Genomic DNA, 15,471 nt, shown 5'->3' with positions numbered 1-15,471 from the left:
ATCACCACCACCCCCGGGGCGCATGGCTGGTCCACGAGCCACTTGATAAGGTCAAGACCGTCGCGGTGCTTTTCGTCAGGCATGTTGTAGTCCATGACTACGGCGTCGAAGCGAAGACGTCGAGCCAGATCCATGAGTGGACCTGGAGCGGACGCCTCGCCGGCGACTGCCCATCCGTTGACCGAGGCGATGAGCGCGCGTATGCCAATACGCACCGCCTCATGATCATCTGCAACAAGGATGCGCGCGCGTTGAGGGACGGCTGATTGAAGGGAACTAGTCAATGCCTGCTTATCCCGTTGAGGATGCGCACAACACTGCTGACCAATACAATGAATGCGATCCCGCCGTAGTAGACGGCAAATCCACCATTCAACAGTGTGCAGGGCATGACTGATACGGTCAGCGCCGATAGGCTCAGCAGGATCACTGCAAAGTCGTCAGCTTTGGTCAGAAAAGGAGTGCGGTGTGTGTACATATGCGTCTTGCTCGTCTGCAAGCAGCGCAACAAGTATTGCGCCCCTCTGGAAGTCGATCCGGCAGCGCCGTTAGGGGCTGTCGTGCGAGGCGCAGAGTATTGGCGACATGAATCCTGCTTTGGATAGAAGGAAATCGAAAGAAAGCAAGCCGCCAGCCAGCTTCCGATCCTGCTCAGCTGGCGTTCTGTTTTCGTCTCCCTATTGCTCGGACCTATGAAGCAGGTGGCGCAACTTGAATAGCTCGTTGTCATTGCGGATCCCGAGCTTCTTGTAGGCCGATCGCTTCTGTGTGCTTACCGTGCTTGGCTGACGCGAGAACTTGCTTGCGATATCTGCGTTGGTGAGCCCCTCCAGGCAGCAGCGCAGAACCTCAAACTCCCGTGCCGTGAGGGCGGAATGTGAGATCAGGTCCAGACATGGAGGAGCCGACAGTGCCCTCTCTGACTCAAGCTCGCCGAGGCATCTGAAGCTGGGGTCCGGGACGACGTTCTCAATAGCCAGGGCGATCGCCAGAAGGATCTCATCCAGCCCCTGCTGTTTCCCGACAAAGCCATGCGCGCCGGCCTGCATGGCCAGGGACCGCGTGGCTGAGTTGGAGTGGGCAGTTAGCACAACGACCTTGCATCGGGGATGTCTGGCACGAAGGATGCGGATGAGGTTCAGTCCATCTACATCGTGTGGCCCGAGAGCGAAGTCTGTAAGGACGACATCAGCTGGATGTTGTCGAAGTCCCACCAGAAGCGATTGGCTGGTCGCGTGGCTACCCACGATCTCGATACTGGGATGGCTGCCTAGCTGAAGTACCAGGCCGCTGCGAACAACGCTGTGGTCATCCAGGATGGCCAAGGTGACTGCAGGGAGAAGCTCGGTGGTCATGGCTGGGAGCCTTTGCTAGGAGTGGGGATGCGTCGATATGTCGGAGCAGTGGACACGCGCCAGATCGACGCGCCACCTGCTTGAATCGGCATCACGCACTCACCATGGCTGACGGAGCTGCCAGCCTGCGCCCTGTTCCCAGGTCCCTTCCGACAAGAACGGACGATGGTTGTGAACGATTCCTTCCGGGGGCTCCCACCACGCCAGGCGTGGCGGGGGCAGCTCCGGGCTATGCCCGTTGATAGCGCCGAAGCGCCTCCTCTTCGCCGAAACAGCCTCGTCCCCTTGCCATGCATTCCGGAACCCCTGGCGCCGTCCACGGGAATGCAGTTGGCGATCCATTGCCGCGACAACATCGAATCTTGTCGATTTCCAGACTACGCGTCGAAGTCTATCGAGCGTTCTCGGGCTTGGCAGCAATCAGGGTCAGACCTGCATGCATTTCGTCATTCTTCAAAGATCTCCATACATGGCGCGGCGCTGCGGCCTGAGATCTGGCTCGAAAACCAGAGGCCAACTATTGACATGCATCAGTTGAGTAAGGCGGCGTGCGTGCTACGGCCATCTGCTCGCTGAACAGCCGCATTGGCGCTACGGCGTTTCGAAATTTGTCGATTCGTTTCAACGCAAGCGCTGCTTAACGTTACTTGCGTTTGGCTGATATCCGGCACCAGCAGATCTTCTGATCGACCGCGGCTTGTGCGCTTGTCCCATCCATCAACCTCGATCCCCGCCAGCACCGCGCTCCAGCAAGGCAGCGTGAGGCTGCGTGTGGCCCAGCGCATCGTTACTTCCTAGGGCATGGACGCCGACCATTTCCCCATATCGGAGTATTGCCGTGCACCGTGGTACCACTTGTTCCCCACACCTTCTCGCCTTGGCTGTAAGCGCGGCATTGGCATGGACTGCCAATGTCCACGCCCAGCAGGTTGTCGCCGATGGCGACACCAAAAACCCTGCTGCCGGCGACTACACCACCACCGAACCGGTTGATCCGGGTAGCACCGCTGGCTACGCCTTCCATGCACTCAACGGAGGACAGATCGTTCCCACTGGTGCGGTCAACCTGAGCACCAGTGGTGCTGGTGCTGCCGCTGCACGTGCAGAAGGAGCAGGTAGCCGGATCGAGCTGGTCGACGCGACGGTCACTACCATCGGTGATCGCGCCAGTGGTATCTCGGTCGCCGATGGCGCGCATGTCGAGATCAGCGGCGCGTCCACTGTCATCAGCACGCAGGGCCGGTACAGTCATGGTGTTCAGGTCGCCACGGGATCCACGGCCAATGTTGGTGGGGTCAAGATCAACGTGTCTGGAGATGACGCCGTCGGCGTGTTCGCACAGTCAGGTGCGAGCGTTCAGATGTCAGGCACTCAGATCAGCACAACAGGCCAGTACGGGAGCGCTATTGAATCCCATGAGGCCCATGTGGAGCTCAGCGGGGTGAACGTGGAAACAACTGGAATGGCGGGAATCGGCCTGCGGATGTCAAAATCCAACGGCGCCGGAAGCAACACTGGCCTGGTGAGTAACAGCACGATCACTACCCATGGCGCATCGGCGTGGGCCATCAATGTCCAGGGGAACTCCTCACTTGAGGTCCAAGGCAGCACGCTTGTCACCCATGGCTACAACGCGTGGGGGATTACGGTGGGCGGAGGCGTCGTAAGCCTCATAGACACCAATATCTTCACCTCCGGGGAGACGGCCAACGGCGTGGACATGTCCGGGGGCGAGTTCTACATGCAGGGAGGTCGGATTGAAGCCAAAGGCAAGAACGCGGAGGGTGTTCATCTGCACCAGTCCAACTCCAGTGCTTGGCTGACCGGAACGACCATCATCTCCGACGGAGTCGGTGTCAACGTCAATGGCTACAGCCAGAAAGCATTCCTGGATGGAGTTGACCTCACCTCAGGTGCCACCGCTGTGTGGCTTCCCGACGATTCCACGATCGATATCGCAAACAGCTCGCTGCACACCACCAACAAGAGCGCGCTCGGTGTCGATACACGCGCCGGAAGGGTGACCCTGTCCAACACCGCGATCAGCACCGAGGGCGACTTCTCCTATGGCGTGTACGCCTCCAAGGAGTACAGCTCCCGCGCGAGTATTGACGCTACAGGCATCGACATCCGCACTGTCGGTACTGGATCCACCGGTGCCGTCGCGCGCCTGGGTGGCTATGTCTCGCTGAGTGACAGCCGTATCGTCACCACCGGCGAGAAGGCATATGGCCTTCGAAGCGAGGGCACTGGCGAGCTCAGCATCACCAACACGCATGTCCGGACTGCGGGCCTGGGTGCCTATGGCGCTCTGGTCGACAAGAACGGCTACCTTGCCATCGACGGTGGCTCGCTGGTGAGCGACAGCCATGGCGCGATGTGGATCCGCTCCGCGCGGCATGTTTCGGCCAGCAACGGCGCGGTGCTTATCGGCGGCAACGGCGTTCTTGCTTCAATCGATGCAGCGCAGTCGAGCCCACTTGCTCTGGCCTTCTCTGGCGATGTGTATGCACAGGGAGACATCGTCATTACCGCCGAGGACATCGCCGCAGGCATCCCGGTGACTGCCGATGTCCATGTGGGCCTGGACCAGCGTTCGCACTGGCAGGGCGCCACCGGGATCGTCAATGCCATGAACATCAGTGGCGGTAGTCAGTGGACTCTGACGGGCGATTCGACTGTCCAGAGCATGGCTCTGAACAACAGCACGCTCGCGCTGTCGGCCATCGATGGCGGGCGCTTCAATACCTTGACCGTTGCTGGTGACTTTGACACCAGTGCCGGGCACCTGGTGTTCAACGGTGCCCTGGGCGATGACGGGGCTCGCACCGACCGCCTGCATGTGGTGGGTGACACCAATGGCCAGGCCGATGTGACGGTGAACAACGTCGGCGGCGCTGGCGGTCAGACCCAGCAGGGCATCCAGCTGATCCAGGTCGATGGCGCCTCCAACGCCCGCTATGACCTGATCGGCCGTGCGGTTGGCGGACAGTACGAGTACTTCCTGCACAAGGCTGCTGATGGTGGCTGGTACCTGCAGTCCAGCCTGTTGCCTGTGGATCCCTGCATCGCAGACCCAGGTGGCCCGACCTGCCCGGTGATCCAGCCGCCGGTGGATCTGTGTCAGGCCAGTCCGACCGATCCGCGTTGCAACCCGACGATTGATCCGCCGGTGGTGCCGCCGGTACTGCCCCCGGTGATTCCGGTGCTGCGCCCTGAGCCCGGTGCCTATCTGGCCAATCAGAACGCCGCCGTGCAGCTGTTCCAGCATCGCGCACACGATCGCAATGTCGGTGGCGATCGGGGCGCGTGGGTACAGGTCAACCGCAACGAGGCAGACTACGGTGTGATTGGTGATCAGCTCGATGTCAGCAGTGACAGCAATGTCCTGCAGATCGGCAGTGATGTCTGGGGCTGGGGCCAATCCAGTCGGGGCGTTGTGGGTGTGATGCTCGCCAATGGCGATGCCACCAGCCAGATCCGCTCCAAGTTGACCGGCTACTCGGCCAACGGCAAGGTGCACGGCAATGCAGTGGGCATTTACGGCTCCTGGCAGCAGCGTCCGAAGCAGCTGGGCGGCGGCTATGTGGATGGCTGGTTGCAGCACGGCCGCTACTCCAGCAGCGTCCAAGGTGAGGCATTGCAGAAGGAGCGCTACCACGCCCGCACTGCCAGCGCTTCGATTGAGGCTGGCTATGCGTTTACCCTGCGCCAGACTGGTGCCTCCTCGCTTTACCTGGAGCCGCAGGTCCAGCTGAACTACACCGATTACCGCAGTGATCGGATCACCGAGCGCAATGGCACCGTGATCGACGGTGAGAACGCTGGTGGCTTGAGCACGCGTGTCGGTCTGCGTCTTTACGGCCAAGCCAACGTTGGGCGCAGTCGAGTGCAGCCGTTCCTCGAAGCCAACTGGCTGCACGCTGATGGTGACAATGCACTGGACTTTGACGGAGAGCGCCTGCAGGGCGGCGTACCGTCCCGCCGGGTCGAGCTCAAGGCCGGTGCGCAGCTGCAGTTGGGTGGCCGTTGGTCGGCCTGGGGTGACATGGGCGTGCAGAGCGGAAGCGGTGGCTACCGCAATCTGGGTGCTCAGCTGGGTGTGCGTCGCAGCTGGTAACCCGTATCGGTACCGCATCGGCCCCGGAGGGTCGATGCGGTGGTCCGACGCAATGCTGCGGTCCCGGGGCATCAGGTGCTGGTGTCCCACGCTCTGTGCAATGTAAGAGGACAGGGTGGAACGGCATCGCCGATGGACCATGCGGCTGATGCTGGGGATTCAGCCCAGTGAGTACTGGTCGTTTTCCTGAGGAATGGCCATAGAAAAAGGGCACCGGCCATGGGCCGGTGCCCTCTCTATTCTGCAGTTGGGCCGCAGGGCCCAGGCGTCACCCTTTCAGGAGACAGCTCAGCCTTCGGCACGCCGTTGGCTGATGAGTCGCCAGGTCAGAAGGATCAGGGCGATGGCTGCTGAGGCAACCGCCAGCCAGAGCTGAATGAATTCACTATTCTTCTCGCCCTTGATCACCGCGATCGACGGATTGTCGTTGTTGTAGCGGATGTCGATTTCCTCGACCTCATCCACGGAGCGCATCCGATTACCGAGTTCGTTGGAGACGTCGATCCTCTCGTTGCGGAGCTCGCCATCTTCGGTTTCAAACTCGACGCTCAATACGAAGTTGCTCTTGTGGAGCTTGCGCTCCTTCCACGTAACTTCGGTGACCAGGGCGACTGCGTCCCGTCCGGCTGCTCCCTCGGTAAGGCTGTAGCGCTGATGCTCTTGGTAGCCGATGACCGAGAAGCAGACGGCCATGACTGCGGCGACACCGATGTAGCGCCAAGATGTAAGGTTCATGCGTTGGTATGTGGTTCGAATGGGGGAGGCATGGTCGTAGGTCTTTCGCATCGGCGATATCGAACATGCTCGAAAGATCCATGCGCCCCAGATTCCTGCCAGATTCGGCAATAGTTGATGAGGGTACTGCCGGACTTGAACGAATTTCCGGTGTTGGCGCCAGGCTGGATAGGCCTGTGGCAAGAGCAACGGCATTGATCCAGGGCGGTGGATGGCCGCAGCGCGCCGCAGCCATCGCATGCTGATACGCCTCAGGTCTCGCTGGCGGCCTGCTTCGCCTCTGAGGCCTTCTCATCCTTGGCTTCGGGATCGAACTCGGAGAGGCATTGCGTACCGGTTTGCGTGCCGCGAGAGCACTCGATGATCTGGTCCAATCCGGGCTGCATCAGGCCGCCGATGATGAATCCGGCGATGGCGAACGTTGTGAGATAGGGAACAAGTACTCGCGGAATTGAATTACCACTCTCTTCAGCGGTGCCAGCGACCCCCCTGCTGGCGAGCCAATAGATCGCAGGGACAAGCAGGGCGAACCCCAGAGACAGCGGGCCGATAGTGAAGTCGGGCATGAATCTACTCCTGGTTGGAAGGCGCTGCGCGTGCAACCTGAGCGCAGCCTGACTGTGGAAGTCATGACCAGGGGTGGGGAATAGAAATTATTCTAAATGACGCTTGCCGAGATCCCTTCGCGTGGGACTGCAGGCTGATTGAACCATCGTATCTGATGGTCGGTCCTGCAAAGGTGCGCTCGACCTGAATGCGGCTGGATGCGGCAGACGCGTTCGCTGGCTTCAACGGTGTGGGAAATCTCTTGCAGTGTAGTGACTAGGCACACGCAAAGGCCCGCATCAAGCCTCATTGTCCCACCCATCCAATGCGGCCGGCACCAACAAGGCGGGGCACAATGAGGTGCGCGAAGCAGACTGCCGAGTGCGTTGTACTGGAAATCGTTGGCTCCCTTTCGCTTGCTGCTCGACGCTAAAGAAAGAACTTCAGGTCCGATGGAAATTCAGATTCTTGTATTCTCCCGAAGTTGTTGATGCGCCAGAGTCGGCCTCTCCTGACTCCATTTGCCGGTGTACCTTGACCAATTTCGCTATCAGATCGACCGCGCTTCTCATGCTGTTTCCCATTCTGGGAGGATGTCAGCGCGGGGATCACGCGATAGCAGCCCAATCTGAGCCGGAGGAATGTCCTGTTGCTCTGCCTGTAAGTAAGTGCCCTAAGTTGTTGGGGAGTGTCGTGGTGTCCAGCGATCTGCCCGTAAGTCGATTCACCATGGAGCTTGAGAGTCCGGCCCTGCTGATCATGCAGGCGGAGCGGCCAGACGACATCAGGCTATCGTTGGAACAGGACGACCATATCGCTTGGGAAATGGGGGAGGGCACGCCTTTATCTGCTGCGGATGGAGCAGAGCCAGTTATCGCCTTGGCTACGGATGCCGGCATGTGGTCAGTCATCGTGCACACAGGTGGTAGCTTCACAGGTAAGCCATTGCGCGTGTCGGTATTCATCCATGGTCAGGCTGAATCTTCAGCCACTCTGGGTACAGCGGAGGTCGTCGATACGGACGCTGCAGACGGAGAGGGTGTCGATTTGTCCACCTCATCAGAGTAGTTGATGAGCGGGGACCGCCCTTACCTGATGATCACCGAGCCAGGTCAGTGACCTGCAGGTCGGTCATCCATTGACGGTCAGCACGCGAGCGAGGCTGGCCGCCGCAACCGCCGGGGGTAGAGAGGCTCGGGGATCTGAGTCGTTGACCTGCCAGGCCCGCGAGCAACGGATACCATTGCCTCATCGCCTTGGTCCGTGGTGGCTCTCAATGATTGATTCGACAGTCTGTTGGGGCTTTGTTGGGTGCGGAAGCGTCACCGAGAGGAAAAGTGGCCCGGCATTCAGTAGCGTTCCCGGCTCGCGCATCGTGGCGGTGATGCGCCGTGATGGGGTGCTCGCCCAGGAATACGCCAATCGGCATTCGATCGCGCGTTGGTATGACGATGCGGATCGGTTGATCAACGACCCGGAGGTCAATGCGGTCTATGTGGCCACTCCGCCCTCCACCCACATGCTGTACGCGTTGAAGGCCATTGGGGCCGGCAAGCCGGTCTACATCGAAAAGCCGATGGCGATGGACCATGAGCAGTGCGCCCGGATCCTGGCGGCAAGCGAGGAGGCGGGCGTTCCGGTCTTCGTTGCCTACTACAGGCGCGCCCTCCCAAGGTTTGTCTACGTCCAGGAGCTCCTCAACTCCGGGGCCCTTGGATCCATCCGGACTGTGCGCACCGCGCTGTACCGTCCGCACAATCCGATTACCCAGTCTCCAGAGTTCTGGCGGACCGATCCGGGCATCTCCGGAGGAGGCCTGTTCGTGGACCTGGGCTCGCACACCCTGGACCTGCTGGACTTCCTGCTGGGACCACTGGAGCTGATCGGAAGTGCAGCCAGCAGTCTCGGCGGCTGGTATGAAGCCGAGGACACGGTGTCCATATGCTTCCAGACTGACTCTGGGGTACAGGGCGTTGGCCAGTGGAGCTTCAGTGCGTTCCGGGCCGTTGATGAGATCGAGATCACAGGCGATGCCGGCATCGTGCGCTTCTCGACCTTCGGTGAGGGACCTGTGGTGGTGGAGACTGCCGATGGTATCGAGGTCGTTGAGTTCACCAATCCTCTATCCATCCAGCAGCCACTGATATCCACGGTGGTGGCCGAGCTGCTTGGCAGTGGGAGCTCACCTTCAACGGGACGCTCTGCTGCTAGAGCCAATGCATTGATGGATCGCGTTCTTGCGACGCATCGCAGGCGCACTGCGCCGAGCGCCCCCCAGATCCGGCCAACCAGGGGCTGACAAGCCGAGCGTACTCCGGAGCAGGCCAGTGGCAAACCGGCCGCGGGCGCTCCTGCGCGTCACCTACCTGGTTGCCGGTTTGGTCAGTCTTCCGTCCATAGGGCTGCTCCCGGCAGCGCCTCGTCTCGCCTCGGTGATGGTGGTGTCCAGATCGGGCCAAAGTGTCCGCGGAACCAACTCGCTGAAGTTCCTCCGGAACCAACATCGCCCCGCGGAACCGCCCTTGCCTCCGCAGAACCAACTCAAGTGCCAGCATCCGGCCCCAAGCCTGGTCGGTCAGCCCCGCTAACGTACTTTAAGCACTTAAGGTGCGTGACGACCGCCGATCTGGTGCATACCTTGGGGGTCCTTCCACAAGAGGCGACACCATGGAAATCGACACCAGCACCCCGCGACTCATCCGCCGTCAGGAGCTTGAGCACCGAACTGGCTTCCGGCGATCCACGATCTACGCAGCACTGAAGCCAGGCAACAAGCGCTTCGATCCCAGTTTTCCCAGACCGGTCAGGCTGAGCGCCGGCGCCGTTGCCTGGGTGGAGAGCGAGGTGGACGACTGGATCAGGACGCGTATGGCCGAGCGCCAAGCCCAGCGGACGTAGCCACGCCCGTCCGGCGTGAAAAGAACCGCGGCAGGAGATGGGCACTAAGTTTGCCCACTTCAATGCCGCCCAGACCTTTTCGCCGCAAGGGCCGAGGAGGGTATCGCTTTCCGGACTCTATATCTTCGGGGTTAACCCATTGGTTGGGTGTTCCCGAGGCGAGTCATGTTAGCCCGAGCCTGGACCCGAGCGGTAGATCGATGCAGCACATGCGCTGCACGGGAGATTGTATGTACAAGAAGAGCGAAAACCTCATCGCGCAGTGGAGTGACCTGCTGGTGGACAACCGGGATGAGATGCTCGTCGTGGATGCGTTTGTGGACTACCCCCGGGAGATCATCCGGGTGGATATGGCCATGCGTGCCCTGGTCAAGTCCAAGCACAAGCTGTTCACTTTGAAGGCCGGACCCGGTGGGGCCCGCCTGGTGGCTGATCCCATAGCCAAAGCGGTGCAGGAGTGTGCCAAGGTCGACTATCTAGGCATCCGGCAGTTCTACAGCAAGCACAAGCTTAGCCCGTACTTCGAGCTGCTGGCCTCGGAGTATGCAGGCTTCCGGGCCACCTCGATTACCGGTGCTCATGCTGATGTCGATCTGGCCAACGGATGGGTCGACAACATGCGTGAGAGAGCCAGCGCCAGTGCCTTTACCAGCTTGCTCAGTGCGCAGGAGCGGAGTGCCCGCAAAAACGCTCGCTCTCTTGTGGACTACATCAACGAGCTTTTTGAGCGTCACTCGCGAATCTGCGTGGTGCGTTCGGACTTCGCTTACAACGCCCACTACCGCAATAGTCTTGCTCCAGGCGAGATCGACCCGGTCCGTGTGAAGAAGGATCTGGCAGCGCTGCTTCGACTCCTGCGTAAGAAGTATCCCGCCCTTGTCGGATATGCGTGGAAGCTTGAGTACGGACAGCAGAAGTCATACCACATCCATTTCATGGCGTTCTTCAACGGTCATGAGGTCTGGCAGGATGTGGCCATCGGCAAAGCGCTCGGTGAGCTCTGGCGGGATGAAGTAACCGGCGGAGATGGCGGCTACTGGAACTGCAACGCGCAGAAGTCCTTCTACGAGCGTCGGAGGGGCGTGGGCATCGGGATGGTGGCGCATGATGAAGTAGAGAGGCGCAAGCGGCTGGAATACGCGGCTCTGTACCTGGCCAAGGCCGACTACTACGTCAAGCTCAATGAGCCATCGTTGGCGCGGATCTTCGGCAAAGCGAAGCTTGCCGTAGTTGGTGACACCAAGCTGGGGCGTCCGCGGCAATTGGCGGCTTTGCCTGGTCCTGCTCCGATGCCGATCCAACACATCTGGGCAGCCAACGGAGCAACCCAGCACTGCGGGGCCACGGACCAGGGCAAGCCGTGGTCCGTGGCCACGTTGGCGCCTCCGAGCGGCTAGACCGTCGGTCCCGTCGAAGGTTGGAAGTTCATTCCGGTGTGGAGCGCCACTTCGTCGTTCTTCGGCAGCTGGTGCGCACCACGCCTGATCAGGCGGCGGTGTTGGCTCTTGACCAGGTCGCGGACAACGACCTGGTAGTTCAGCGGGACCGCGGCATCTGTCATGCAACCCAGCGCGTTGATCATGGCTCCCCGGTGGTAGAGGTCGTGCGGCAGGATCATGGTGGGAATGGCAACTCGACTATGGGAGAACTCCATGACCAGAACGTTTATGGGATGGCCCCCATCAATCGGGCGGGCGATCAGCGTGAGCTCAAAGTCTTCGGAATTGGTTGCCCCGTCAGGCTGAGCGGTAAGGTGCGAGTGGCCCTCAAAATGCGGTTCAAGTGCTTCCATCGCTGTCACCGCAAGCTGGATGTAGGGCTGCCGGTGGACGAACTTCTTCAGTGTTGCGAGGTCAATGTTCATCAGGGCTCGGTCGCTGGATTAAGAAGGATGGGGAGCGCCGGCACGCTTGAGCGGGTCGTCGCGAGGCGAAGCATGGTGACTGCGCTCCCCGTTTGAGAGTGCAGGGCCTTAGAAACTGCCGCTGAAACTGGCGAACAACGTAGCGTCGCGAGCTCGCTTCTGCAGGGTCGTGGAGCTGATGCCGATGTTGCTCTGCAGGCCCCACAGGTTCAGGCGTGCGCCCAGGACTGCGGTGACATAGTCCCTGTCGAACTGCAGACCCGGGACCTTGTATGTGCCGGCCTCGGGCAGGGTCTGCAGCCAGGCGCCAGCCTGCTTGCTGTCTTCGAACTCATGGTCGTAGGTGACCTGCACATACGGCTTGACGCTGCCGCCGTCGAAACGTGCCTGCCAGCCGATGCGCCCCACCGTGGAGTCCATGTCCTGCTCTTCGTAGCCCAGTGCGGTGGCACTGGTGTTGCTCTCGGTGTAGCCGTCCAGCTTCACCTTCTGCCAGATTACCGCCGCCACTGGACCGTGGCGGAAGGCTCCCTCCGAGCCGAACTCGTAGCCAGCGTTCAGCGCTGCGGTCAGGTTGCTGCCTTCTGGGGAACCGGTGTGCTCACGGGTGGCCGGACCCAGGTGGACCTTGCGGGTTACGTCGTAGTCCAGCCAGCTGTAGCTGACCTGGCCGTTGACCCAGGCGCGCTCGCCATACCAGCCGGCGAACAGGCCAAGGCTGGTGTCGGATTGGGTGAAGTCACCTTGGCTGTTGCCGAAGTCTGCGTCCATGCGGCCGTAGCCGGCGAAACCACCGACCACCATGCCGTCACGTGCCCAGTCCACGCCGAACAGGCCGGCCGGGGCCATGCCGTCATACAGATCGGCATGCACATAGCGCTGCATGTCGCCACGCAGGTTGCCCCACCAGCTCAGACCGTCGACGGGGCGGCCATCGAGATGCCAGCTGACCTGGTCCGCACGTGAGCGGCCCACTGTCTGTGCCGAGTGGGTAAGCACCTGCTGCAGACGAGGGGCCTCCAGGATCGACAGAGCGTACTGGCCGAGCATCTCGTGGACAGCAGAGGAGGGGTGGACACCGTCTGCGAACATATAGCTGGTTGCGGCGTCAGGAGTCACGTACTGCGTCGGGTTGCAGGTCAGCGATGATCCGACAGGACATGCCTTGTCGACAACGTTGGTGAACCCGTATGTCCCTGGGCTTGCCACCACTTCCTGCAGGAGATGGAAGGTGTCCACAGGAATGACCTGGAGGCCAGCTGCCTTGATACCGCTATACAACGCATCGTTGTATGCCTGGGCCAGGGCGGTACCGGTGGCAATGCCGATGTCCCCCTGGCTGCGGAACATGGGGGTCAATCCGAAGTCGGGCAGGTTGGGTACTACAACGTATTCGGCGCCGGCGCCCTTCAGCGTCGCCACGATCCCGACCTGATCGGCCACGGCCGCTCCAATCACTGCCGGGGCTTGAGCTGGCGAGGTGATGGCAAAGACGTCGTTTGCGCCGCCCCAGACCGAGTACAGAGCGTTGGGATCTGCATGGCCGCCATTGGCTGCCAGGTAGGCGGCAGTCTGGGTCTTGAGCGATGGCACAAAGCCCAGCTCGTTGACCAGATCAATGCCCACGCGCGCGCCGCCAGCGGCGTAGTTGTCGCCGGTCTGGCCGTTACCGTTAGCGCCGGCATTGGTGCCGTAGTAGTTGGCGATCTGCTGCGACCAGACCCAGCCTGGGTTGGTGGTGAACTGGCCGGTGACGGGGCGAACGGACTCAGGCAGGAGAGGCCTGAAGTAGCCCGCGTCACTGAGGCTGTCTCCGATGAAGATCGTGCTGCTGTAGGGAGACTGCGCCAGAGCGGGGGCCGCCATCACGGCGAGAAGGGCGGTCAACAGGTAGCGCTTGCGATGCACACTCGACGGCATTGAAAACTCCTAGGGTGAGGTGGGCGGCTTGTGCCGCCTCGCCTCACCCTAGGGTCTATCCCAGTGACGTCATATAGAAAAAAATCGATCTATGCGGCAAGGCCATGGAAGGGGTTCGGCCCTGCTGACGCGGACAATTCAAAGAAGCATCATCATGGGGCAGACCAAAGGACCACCCGCAGCGCTTGAGCTTTTCGGTAACAGGAAGCGGTAGAAGCTCAACCTGGGAAGCTGTTCGGAGGGACGCAGAGAGATGGATAATTCATCCAAGCTGGAATCCATTGCCGAAGGAAGTCCATTCGACAGTCACCGTTCTGCAGACCGCTCTCCTGTCCTGTCCTAGCGATTCTTCGAGGCCTTCTGCCGATTCTGGGCCTTGAGCTTGCTTTGAGGATCCATGCCAGTAGGCGCCTTTGCCTTGGGTGATCGCCTGGCCCGGGTGTTGAGGTCTGCAACGGCGACGCGTACGAACTCGGCGCGGATTTCTTCGTCGCCATTGGTCCAGCGGCTGAGCTGTTGCCTCGGATTCTGGCTTCTTCCATTGACGCTCTTGCCCGCCGAGCCTCTGCCATTGGATGCATTGTCATCAGGCTCAGCTTTCTTCTTGGCTGTAGCCGAGACGCTGTTGAGCTCTTCCGAAATGGGGGCTCGGAAGGAGGCCATATGGGGAACAATCTCTTTCCAGATGTCCTGTTTCGTGGCACGGGAGTTGTCTCCCATCTCTCTCAAACGCTCTAGAACCATACTGCGCAGATAGGGTGAATACCGCGAGGAGTTCTTTCCACCTCGGGATGAACGTTCGTTATGTGTTTCGTGGGAATAGCACATGCCGATGTAATAGTTGCAGCGAGCTAGTGCAGCCCAGGATCTTTCTCTGTTCCCGTTGTCGAAGGCGAGCTTTGCTTCAAGCCACAGGATGATCGGGACTCGTATCAGGATGTGGACCTCAGGAAGTGCCCCGTGAAGCCGCATGTGATCGGCGATGCGATCCAGCCTGCTGGCAGTGTCGTTGCCTCCAATGATGTCTTCGCAGAGAAGGTTCCATTCATCGACGAATGAGCACAGCGGGTTGGCTCGCTTGGCTCGGATGTTGTAGGCGATCTCGATGTCTGCGCGAGCGCGCTGCAGGCATTCGTCCAGCCCCGGCGTTTCATCGTCGGAGCGGTATATCCCTTGTTCGAACATGATCTTCCTTGGTGGTGGGTCTGACAAAGTCTTGTTCGAAATGATCCAATTTGCCAAGTGAATCGGCTAAATCAGTTCTGCGTTGATTGCTGAAACGACGCCCTACGGTGTACCGATAGGCCCCGACTCTTGTTGGCTTCGCGTGTGCAATGCCTCGCAGGTGCTCATATCTGCTTCGACCGTAGAGGCGCAATCGTGATGGCAGAGATTTCCGTCCTTTCAAGCCTGGCGGCTGAGCGACTTGGCTGGAGGAAGATGGTCAAAAGCGACATTCCAGAACGGTGTTCGACCTGGGCCAATCGAAGTGATCCATCGAATGCCGGTGGTGGCAGCCGCTGCATTGTCCGGCAATAGTCAATTGCACTTTCACCGCCCTGTGTCAGCTGCAGTGGCGTGCTCGGCATGCAATGATCAAATCCACGGCATCCAGCATAAGGCCCGGACGAACCGGGCCTTATGCGTTCTTCCCGCAAAGAAAACTGCGGCGCATCCGGAGCTCCTCGCAGCCTTGATGGACCACGCTCCTGTATGGAGCGATCAACCGCCCGGCACGTGAGTTGAGCTTCCGATCGCGCAATAGACCGGAGTTGCTGCAGGCGTCGCGGCAGGATCACGAACGCCCAGCTCATACAGGCGCTGCTGATAGACAGGCCAGGTGATGTTCAGAGGAAGATCCCGGTAAGCGCTGGGGATCAGCCTGGGTATGCCCGTCGCCTTCAATCGAGCGTTCTCCTCCCAAGCGCCTTCTCCTCCCTTCCTCACCGCCATGTGGATTGCGATGCGATCAATGGTGGAGACATTGCTCTCCTTCATCGCGATCAGCATCAGATTGTCAGCCTGCTCCCGGG

At 60.4% G+C, this 15,471-nt stretch carries 14 protein-coding genes; 6 read left to right on the top strand and 8 right to left on the bottom strand.

Annotated elements, in window-relative coordinates; genetic code table 11:
• Positions 1-266, top strand: a 266-nt coding sequence (locus DBR20_RS23270; protein ID WP_258223381.1) for a hypothetical protein, incomplete at its 5' end; no start/stop codon positions are given.
• 14 nt (positions 267-280) lie between these two features.
• Here DBR20_RS23270 and DBR20_RS22160 read toward each other — a convergent pair.
• Together DBR20_RS22160 and DBR20_RS15080 are read right to left on the bottom strand one after the other, a co-directional pair.
• Positions 281-478: a hypothetical protein gene (locus tag DBR20_RS22160; RefSeq protein ID WP_181393098.1), complete on the bottom strand. Its 198-nt coding sequence runs from the start codon at positions 476-478 to the stop codon at positions 281-283.
• Positions 479-677: 199 nt separating this feature from the next.
• Positions 678-1,355, bottom strand: coding sequence for a response regulator transcription factor (locus DBR20_RS15080; RefSeq protein ID WP_108266743.1), 678 nt, complete (start codon positions 1,353-1,355; stop codon positions 678-680).
• An 838-nt stretch (positions 1,356-2,193) separates the two neighbouring features.
• On the opposite strand from DBR20_RS15080, the gene DBR20_RS15075 reads away from it, so the two are divergent.
• A complete protein-coding gene (locus DBR20_RS15075) occupies positions 2,194-5,475 on the top strand; it encodes an autotransporter outer membrane beta-barrel domain-containing protein (protein ID WP_181393097.1) in 3,282 nt (1,093 codons plus the stop codon).
• Positions 5,476-5,763: 288 nt separating this feature from the next.
• Here DBR20_RS15075 and DBR20_RS15070 read toward each other — a convergent pair whose 3' ends face one another.
• Entirely contained in the window at positions 5,764-6,261 is a 498-nt protein-coding gene (locus tag DBR20_RS15070; RefSeq protein WP_108266741.1) for a hypothetical protein, read from the bottom strand.
• A gap of 200 nt (positions 6,262-6,461) precedes the next feature.
• Positions 6,462-6,776, bottom strand: coding sequence for a hypothetical protein (locus DBR20_RS15065; protein ID WP_108266740.1), 315 nt, complete (start codon positions 6,774-6,776; stop codon positions 6,462-6,464).
• A 676-nt stretch (positions 6,777-7,452) separates the two neighbouring features.
• Between DBR20_RS15065 and DBR20_RS15060 the strand changes: the two genes are divergently transcribed.
• From DBR20_RS15060 to DBR20_RS15045, 4 genes are all read left to right on the top strand, one after another.
• Positions 7,453-7,824 (top strand): hypothetical protein, encoded by a 372-nt coding sequence (locus DBR20_RS15060; RefSeq protein ID WP_146187019.1) that lies wholly within the window; start codon positions 7,453-7,455, stop codon positions 7,822-7,824.
• A gap of 208 nt (positions 7,825-8,032) precedes the next feature.
• Positions 8,033-9,055, top strand: coding sequence for a Gfo/Idh/MocA family oxidoreductase (locus tag DBR20_RS15055; protein WP_108266738.1), 1,023 nt, complete (start codon positions 8,033-8,035; stop codon positions 9,053-9,055).
• Positions 9,056-9,423: 368 nt separating this feature from the next.
• Entirely contained in the window at positions 9,424-9,654 is a 231-nt protein-coding gene (locus DBR20_RS15050; RefSeq protein WP_108266737.1) for an AlpA family phage regulatory protein, read from the top strand.
• 230 nt (positions 9,655-9,884) lie between these two features.
• Positions 9,885-11,051: an inovirus-type Gp2 protein gene (locus DBR20_RS15045; RefSeq protein WP_181393096.1), complete on the top strand. Its 1,167-nt coding sequence runs from the start codon at positions 9,885-9,887 to the stop codon at positions 11,049-11,051.
• Here the strand turns inward: DBR20_RS15045 and DBR20_RS15040 are convergent.
• The 4 genes from DBR20_RS15040 to DBR20_RS15025 all read right to left on the bottom strand — a co-directional run.
• Positions 11,048-11,518, bottom strand: a complete 471-nt coding sequence (locus DBR20_RS15040; protein ID WP_108266735.1) for a hypothetical protein — start codon at positions 11,516-11,518, stop codon at positions 11,048-11,050. The genes DBR20_RS15045 and DBR20_RS15040 overlap by 4 nt on opposite strands.
• 108 nt (positions 11,519-11,626) lie before the next feature.
• Positions 11,627-13,438, bottom strand: a complete 1,812-nt coding sequence (locus DBR20_RS15035; RefSeq protein WP_108266734.1) for an autotransporter domain-containing protein — start codon at positions 13,436-13,438, stop codon at positions 11,627-11,629.
• 339 nt (positions 13,439-13,777) lie between these two features.
• Positions 13,778-14,623: a hypothetical protein gene (locus DBR20_RS15030; protein ID WP_108266733.1), complete on the bottom strand. Its 846-nt coding sequence runs from the start codon at positions 14,621-14,623 to the stop codon at positions 13,778-13,780.
• Between the two features lie 537 nt (positions 14,624-15,160).
• A partial coding sequence (locus tag DBR20_RS15025; RefSeq protein WP_219927819.1) for a hypothetical protein occupies positions 15,161-15,471 on the bottom strand: 311 nt, incomplete at its 5' end.

Source organism: Stenotrophomonas sp. HMWF023 (assembly GCF_003060985.1).
In the GTDB taxonomy this organism is placed as follows: Bacteria; Pseudomonadota; Gammaproteobacteria; order Xanthomonadales; family Xanthomonadaceae; genus Stenotrophomonas; species Stenotrophomonas lactitubi.
Note: the sequence above shows the minus strand (reverse complement) of the source record. Positions and strands in the feature narration are given on the sequence as shown.